Genomic DNA, 6,752 nt, shown 5'->3' with positions numbered 1-6,752 from the left:
GTCGGGTTCGAGCAGGTGCCCGTCGACGGGTTGCAGGTCCCCGCATTGTGACACTGGCTCTGCGCCGTGCAGACCCTCGGGTTTCCCCCCGTGCACGTGCCCGACTGGCAGGTGTCCGTCTGCGTGCAGGCATTGCCGTCGTCGCATGCGCTGCCATTCGGCTTCGCGGGATACGTACAGGCGCTCCCGTTCCAGGTCCCCTGCTGCGCGAGACACTGGCTGGGTGGCGTGGTGCAGGCGGGCGCGATGTTCAGCCCGAACGAGCCGCCATTCGCGGCATGACTATCCACGACGATGCGCAGCTCCTGGCTCGCCGTGACGTTGAGGGTGACCCTCGACGCGTAGGTATTGCTGGCGATGTCATCGTTGCAGCCGAGCAAGGTCGTCGAGCTGAAATCATAGATGTGAAGCACCGTGTCCAGGGGCGACCCGACGGTGTCGAATGTAAACGCGCCGGCGCTGGGCGCGGTCCAGCGATAGGATAGATCCGGGCCTACGCCGTCGCTGCACGAGGAAGGTGGAGCGTACTCATTGGCTGCGCCCGCCGTGCTGCCCTGGATGACGGGCTGGCCGGTGCCCGCAATCTGCGTCCAGGCAAGCGAGCCGAATTCGTCGGACATCCCCAGGACATCGTCGGGCACCTCGGATTCGCTCTCGGCCCCGCAGGCGCCCCAGACAAAAACAGGCGTCAAAAAAAGAACCGCATGCAAACGTTTCATGGTCCTACCGCTCCGAGGTGCGTGGTGAAACTGTAAGTTTGGATCATGCGGAAAGGTGCGGGCAAAAAACCTACGCCTTGGGCATCGGTTCCAGGGAGACGAGCGGCTGTTTCCGATGTGCTTTCGCGTCATTGCATGGAGACAGCCCCCTTCCGTTCCTGAAAGTGTCGTTGGGACGACCGCGTCCGCGCTATGCTCGATGACCATGAGGAACGACACACACAGCTTCATCGCCGGCATCTTCGCCGTCCTGCTCTCCGGCTGCGACTCCACCGAAGCGCCGCCGGCCGACATCGACGCGTCCTGCCGTGACCTCCTCCTCCGGCGCTGCGACGCCGTCGAAATACCCTCCGACGTCGTCTCGGCGTGCCATGACCTCTTCCTCCGGCGCATCACGTTCGCCGAGCGCTGCACGGGCCCGGTCGCGGCGCCCTCTGCCGCCGACGAGCAGGCCTTTGTCGACAGGTGCGCCGGCATTGCCACGGCGCCGGGCGTCACCCTCACGTCCCTGGACATCAAGGCCTGCGCCGACCAGATGGACACCTCGCCCTGCCTGGGCGGCGGCGTGTTTCCCCCGTGCATCGGCCACAGCGGCGACCTTCTTTATCCCGAGCACGACAAGAAGGGCTCCTTCGCCCCGGGCGAGGTGTGCTTTGCCGACGTGCAGTGCGACAGCGGGTATTGCGACCATTCCGTCTTCGAGAACTGCGGCGTCTGCAAGCGCGCCCGCGCGAACGGCGAGAGCTGCGGGGATGCGATGGACCTCTGCGCCTTTGGGGGCTGCACCGGTGGGACCTGCCAGCCCGCTGGCAAGCCTCTCGGCGCGGACTGCACCACGCACGGAATCGAATGCCAGCCGGCGCTGTATTGCAAGGTAGACAAGTGCGTCCCCCGCGACCCGGCCGGCGCGCCGTGCGACGGGAGCACCTACTGCGCGGACGGGCTCTCCTGTTTGTCAGGCGTCTGCACGAAGCTCGCGGCCGACGGCGCGGCTTGCGCGGACGACGTCACGTGCGCGTCCTCCTGGTGCAATGCCGGCACGTGCACGTCGAGGCCCACCGGGCTCACCGAGGGGGAGGATTGCTCGAAGGGCTTCTGCCGCGCGGACCTCCTTTGCGACGAGAGCCAGGTGTGCACAGCGCCGATGTACCTGCCGGAAGGCGCCGCCTGCACGAGCGCGAACTTTCCCAAGGTCATGTGCACGCCTGGGCTTTATTGCCACGAGCCGTGCTCGCCCGGCATGGGTTGCCAGGAGGGCGTGTGCCGGCCGCCTCCGCAGCCCGGCGAGAATTGCACGCCGAATGCCGACTGCGGCCCGGGCGCCCGCTGCGAGGGATTCGACCCCACCGACCTGACGAAGGGCGTCTGTATGAAGCTGGGAGGGGTGGGCGAGGCCTGCCCGTGCGTGTTCGATCTCGCCTGCGTGTCCGGCGTGTGCGTCGCTTATGGCGCTTGCCAATGAGGTGTGATCTCTGAGGAGCGAGCGTCGCCGGGCCTCAAGGGCGCCTTGGCAGGGGGAGCCTGCACATCGCCGTCACGATCAGGCCAAACTTGCCTCGCGTGCCTGTTGCCCGCACCGTCGTGCGCTCCATGGCCCTTTCCCAGGGGCCCCATTGGCAGTCCTTGCGGTGGGCCGCGAAAGGAGCCGGGGGGATCATCTTCTCGATGAGCGTGTGCTTGAGGTCGGGGCCAACGATTGAGTAAAACATGGGCGACGTGTGGGCGCAGCACGCGTACCCTGGCGTGCACCCGATGGCATCCGTCGTCCAGTCGCTCCCTCCATCGGAAATGTGCCCGACGACCTGCACCTCGTTCTTTTGCGCCGGCGCGTCCGTGCAATCCGGCATCCCAGCGGCCCAGCCGCGTGCAGCTTCCGCGGCGGCTGCGATATAACCTTCCTCGAAGCCGCGGGCGCGCGCGGCCGCGCAGCAGCCCGGAAGAAGAGCGAGCGCAGCGATGGCCACGACGCGGCGGCGCGTTGGGGTGTGGGATTGAGCGCGCATCGAGATGCTCATGGGGTTACGGTTGGCGGGTGACGGCGTCAAGGCTCGGGTATGCCCATGCACGTCGCGAGATCCGCTGGGCACGCGTTCATGGGCGCCCGACCCAAACGCCATTTCTACTGCCAATGCGGGAACGTCAGCTCCCAGAGGCGCCGGATCTTCCCGTCGGAGATCTGCGCAATCAGCATCACCTGGACCGTGGTCTCGGTGTCGTCGAGGCTGACGAGCGTGATGTCGACGCGCGCAGCAACGCGATCGCCCTGGCCGAAGATGTCGTGGTAGTGGACCCGAAGCGCCTTGCGCTCTCGGAATGCCTTTCGATGGTACTCGTCGTAGGTCCGACGATCCCAGTGCACGTCGTTGCTGAACATCTCGAAGTCGGGCGTGTGATAGAGGTCGAGCTTCGAGGCGTCGAGCTTCGAGGCGAACTCGGAGAACATCTCGCGCACCAGGGCTACGTTGCGCTCTTCGGCTGAGGCGTGGCTGGGCATTGCCCCCTCCTCGTACCACCCGGTGGCCAGGACGTCGAATGCCCCTTCGTTCGCCCGGTCGTCCTTCGCCGGAATGCTGGGATCGGTCGGCGCTGCCGGCCGAATTCAGGAATTCAGAGAGAGGCCAGCGTGTCAGTGACGGCGAAGCGAAGCGCCGGGTTCGACGATGATCGTGGTCCTGTTTTCGAGGATCCCGTCGCCCTCGAAGTCGATGGTGATCACATGCTCCCCGGGTGTCATGGGATGCAAGAGCGCGACCCAGCCGTGGGCCACCAGTTGTCCCGACAACGTGTCCGTTCCGAAGATGTTGCTCGGGGGCAATTCGTAACTCACAGGGTCCGTCGTGACTTCCGTCAATTGCACGGGCTCTCCGTCGAGGGTGACCACCGGTGCCGATGCGACGTCATTTTCCTCGGCACACGTCCTGAGGTCCTCTTCCGTCGCGTCGTCGCCTAGTTCGCTCGTGCTGCACTCGAACGTCGCCCCCAGGACGAATATCTTCGTACCGGTGTTCACCGTGCACGTGAGCTCGGATGGCTCGGGCGGCTCGATGGGAGGGAGTGGCTCGAATGCAACCATGACGCCCCCGAGGTCGATGCAGGGATTGGCTCCCACCGCGTCTGGGTTGAACAGGTTCTCGTCAAACGGCGTCTCGACGATCGTGACCCACATCTCCCCGAGCAGGTCCTGGAGCTTTTTGTCCGACTGGGCGGAGGCCGAGGGTGCGGCCACTCCCAAAGCCACGCCGGCGGCCAGCAGGCGACAGAAACGTGACACGGCCTGTTTCGAAACCGCGACGCCCAGAGCGGCGGCGCAGACGCGTGACAAACGCATGATTCCCCCCTCTGCGTGCTGCAAAGCGGCGCATCATGAGCCTCGAACCGGGGAAGTCAAACCAACGCTACGACGTGGCTATGGCAAATCGAGCGTTGTGAATCGCGGACGGCCCTGGGCGAGCGGGCAAACCGTCTCTTGCAGGCGAGGCGTAAGAAACGCCGCGGACGTGCGGAGCGGCAGCTCCCCTCCGCATTCAGCCTGCTCGGTCGTCCCCGCCGTCGGACTTCCAGTACCGCTCGGGGCTCTCCAGGATCCCTCGTGTAATCTGGTAATGCTTCGTCTCCTGCAAAGCGACGCGAGGCAACGTGGGGTCGTCGAAGTCGACGATGACGGCCCCTGGAAACGTGAGCAGGATGGGCGAGTGCGTGGCGATGATGAACTGCGCCCGGCCGCGCTCGACGCGATCCCGCAAGAGATAAAGGAGCGTGAGCTGACGCTGCGGAGACAGCGCGGCCTCGGGCTCGTCGATGAGGAAGAGCCCGTCGTGGATGCGATGCTGGAACACTTCGAGGAACGCCTCGCCGTGCGACCGGCGGTGGAGCGATTTGCCGCCGTAACGCATGTAGGGGTCTCCGAGGAAGTCCGGATCGCGCTTTCGCTCTTCGAGCAGCGTCGCGAAGTTCACGAGCGTCTCGGCGCGGAAGAAAAAGCCGTCGCGGTGTCGATGACGAAAACGCGGGCGCAGCACGCGGGCGAGCTCGGAGCTGGTCTCGTGGCGGGCGTACGACAGGTCGGCGCTCCCTCCGCCGCCCACGTTGAGACCACAAAGATCCGCGATGGCTTCGAGCAGCGTCGATTTCCCGGAGCCGTTCTCCCCGACGAAAAAGGTCACCGGCTGATCGAGCCCCAGGTCGAGACCACGGAGAAACGGGAGGTTGTACGGGAAGCGATCCTCGGCAGGGATGCGGTCGGCGACGGCGTACACCCCCTGGAGGTACATCTGGCCCGCGAAGGGCGTCGGTGTGGCTTTCTTCGATGTCATGGGCCGTTCCCGGGGTCGTCTCAACCTCGCAACCGACTATCCTCCTCCATCGCCTCGTACAGCGAATAAGGCAACATCGGCCGTCGGCCGATGATCTGGTTCCACGCCTCGCGCATCTGCCGCGCGCAGCGGGCGGGCGGCATGCGCCCGACGCCGGTCCCGAGACCCGGACAGAGCACCGTCCGAATGGGCTCGGCCGCGCTCTCGTTGTGCGCGAGCACCGCGAGCAGCGCGGCGCGCATTGCGAGGAAGGCGTGGACGGTGTCGCTCACGTCCGCCGGGACGCGCATCGTGGGCGCGCTGATGCACCAGGGAATCGCACCGTGGCCCGTCGGAACGATGATCGCCTGGCCCACGGGCAGCTCGCCGCCGAATCGCTCCGCGAGCGTCGCGCGCAATCGCGCCTCGACCTCGTGCCCCAGGTGGTGCGTGTACACCGCGTCGATGCCGCCATCCATGAAGCCGAAGCTGTTCGCGGGGCTGACCACCGCGTCCGCGTGCACCTCGATGGGGTCCTTCGCCAGGACCGGGCCGGGTCGCTCGAAGAAAATATCCCCCAAAGAAACGGTGACGCCCGGCGCGCCGGCGAACTCTTCGCGCCAGGCATGCGCGAGCGCTTCGTTCAAGGTCCGCAGGTGAATCGCTAGCGAGATGGACATGGTCGAATTGGGTCCTCCGGGCGCTAGGGTGGCGTGCAATCCACGGCGAGGAGGGAGGCCGCGCCGTCGCTCGACATGGGCAGCGGGACGAGATACCGCCGGCCCGTCCACACAGGGTTTCGAACCGCAAGGATGTCGCCCGCGAAGGGCCGCAGGTCGATGATTTCGAGCTCGGGCGGCACGTTCAGCACGGCGCCCTCCTTGAACCGCCCGACGATCCGCTGCAAGCCGGACTGGGAAAACACGATGTCGAGCAGCTCTCCGTCTGCTTTTTCTTCTTTCGGCGCGCTCGGCGCGGCAGCGGGCGTCACGCTCTTGCTGGGCGACAGGGTGTACCAGGACGGATTGAAGCCCACGCTGGGCCTGTCGAGCGCCGCGAAACGAAGCGCGTCGGCGCTCTCGGATTCCCATTGCGCGCGATGGATGCTGGGCGCGAAGAGGTTCGTCGCGACCTTCGTCGCGCACGCGCGGGGCCGCGACGCGGAGACCTCCAGCCATTGAAGATCGAACGGGTGGACATCCCGATCGCCCGACGAGGGGGGCAACTGGACGAGGGAGAATCCCCCGTCCTCGCGCGCCGCCGTGATTTCGACGAATTTCTGACCGTCGAGGTCAATCCGCGTGTCGGCGACCAGCGTCCCCTCCGCATCGAGGAACAGGCCGAACCATTGCCGCTCCGGAGCCGCTCGCCCCGAATGAACGAGCACGAGCGCGCTCGCCGAGCCCACGAGCACATCGCAGCCGCGCAGCCACGGATACGCCGCGGAGGTCCCCACCGCGCCGCGGGCCTTTCCTTCGGCGTCGAGCAGGCGCACCGACACGTGATCGCCGTCCTTCGGCCAGCACGCGACGGCCCCGAGCGGCCCGACGCCGAGCCGCACGCCATCCCCGACGAGCCCCGCCCCGAGCGGCACGCGCTCCACACGACAGCGCGGCGCGCCCGCCGTCGCGCGCGTCGCGGGCCCGATCGCCCCGAGCGAGCGCGGCGCCGGGGAGGCGGTCGTCGGCACGCACGCGCCCTCGATCCGGCTCGGCGCGGAGGGCGCTTTGGGCGACGCGCT

7 protein-coding genes and 1 pseudogene are annotated in these 6,752 nt (G+C 66.9%); 1 reads left to right on the top strand and 7 read right to left on the bottom strand.

Going from position 1 to position 6,752, the window contains the following annotated elements; translation table 11 throughout:
- Window positions 1-719: pseudogene (locus QHF85_RS49315) on the bottom strand (hypothetical protein); the annotation flags it as partial.
- A gap of 205 nt (window positions 720-924) precedes the next feature.
- On the opposite strand from QHF85_RS49315, the gene QHF85_RS49310 reads away from it, so the two are divergent.
- Complete coding sequence (locus QHF85_RS49310; RefSeq protein ID WP_281334512.1) at window positions 925-2,181, top strand: hypothetical protein; 1,257 nt, start codon at window positions 925-927, stop codon at window positions 2,179-2,181.
- A 34-nt stretch (window positions 2,182-2,215) separates the two neighbouring features.
- Here the strand turns inward: QHF85_RS49310 and QHF85_RS49305 are convergent, their stop codons facing one another.
- From QHF85_RS49305 to QHF85_RS49280, 6 genes are all read right to left on the bottom strand, one after another.
- Entirely contained in the window at window positions 2,216-2,722 is a 507-nt protein-coding gene (locus QHF85_RS49305; RefSeq protein WP_281334511.1) for a hypothetical protein, read from the bottom strand.
- 116 nt (window positions 2,723-2,838) lie between these two features.
- Window positions 2,839-3,213: a nuclear transport factor 2 family protein gene (locus QHF85_RS49300; RefSeq protein WP_281334510.1), complete on the bottom strand. Its 375-nt coding sequence runs from the start codon at window positions 3,211-3,213 to the stop codon at window positions 2,839-2,841.
- 132 nt (window positions 3,214-3,345) lie between these two features.
- Window positions 3,346-4,047: a hypothetical protein gene (locus QHF85_RS49295; RefSeq protein ID WP_281334509.1), complete on the bottom strand. Its 702-nt coding sequence runs from the start codon at window positions 4,045-4,047 to the stop codon at window positions 3,346-3,348.
- A 196-nt stretch (window positions 4,048-4,243) separates the two neighbouring features.
- Window positions 4,244-5,032 (bottom strand): AAA family ATPase, encoded by a 789-nt coding sequence (locus tag QHF85_RS49290; protein ID WP_281334508.1) that lies wholly within the window; start codon window positions 5,030-5,032, stop codon window positions 4,244-4,246.
- A 20-nt stretch (window positions 5,033-5,052) separates the two neighbouring features.
- Window positions 5,053-5,691 (bottom strand): macro domain-containing protein, encoded by a 639-nt coding sequence (locus QHF85_RS49285; protein WP_281334507.1) that lies wholly within the window; start codon window positions 5,689-5,691, stop codon window positions 5,053-5,055.
- A gap of 23 nt (window positions 5,692-5,714) precedes the next feature.
- A partial coding sequence (locus tag QHF85_RS49280) for a hypothetical protein (RefSeq protein ID WP_281334506.1) occupies window positions 5,715-6,752 on the bottom strand: 1,038 nt, incomplete at its 5' end.

Origin of the sequence: Polyangium sp. 6x1 (genome assembly GCF_029946515.1) — a bacterium.
Lineage (GTDB): Bacteria > Myxococcota_A > Polyangia > Polyangiales > Polyangiaceae > Polyangium.
The sequence above is the reverse complement of the archived record's forward strand: the minus strand, read 5'-3'. Positions and strand labels throughout refer to the sequence as shown.

Excerpts from the sequence above, each read along its gene's own strand:
- QHF85_RS49285 (WP_281334507.1), bottom strand. The coding sequence starts at position 5,691 with ATGTCCATCTCGCTAGCGATTCACCTGCGGACCTTGAACGAAGCGCTC.
- QHF85_RS49295 (WP_281334509.1), bottom strand. The coding sequence starts at position 4,047 with ATGCGTTTGTCACGCGTCTGCGCCGCCGCTCTGGGCGTCGCGGTTTCG.
- QHF85_RS49310 (WP_281334512.1), top strand. The coding sequence starts at position 925 with ATGAGGAACGACACACACAGCTTCATCGCCGGCATCTTCGCCGTCCTG.
- QHF85_RS49290 (WP_281334508.1), bottom strand. The coding sequence starts at position 5,032 with ATGACATCGAAGAAAGCCACACCGACGCCCTTCGCGGGCCAGATGTAC.
- QHF85_RS49300 (WP_281334510.1), bottom strand. The coding sequence starts at position 3,213 with ATGCCCAGCCACGCCTCAGCCGAAGAGCGCAACGTAGCCCTGGTGCGC.
- QHF85_RS49305 (WP_281334511.1), bottom strand. The coding sequence starts at position 2,722 with ATGCGCGCTCAATCCCACACCCCAACGCGCCGCCGCGTCGTGGCCATC.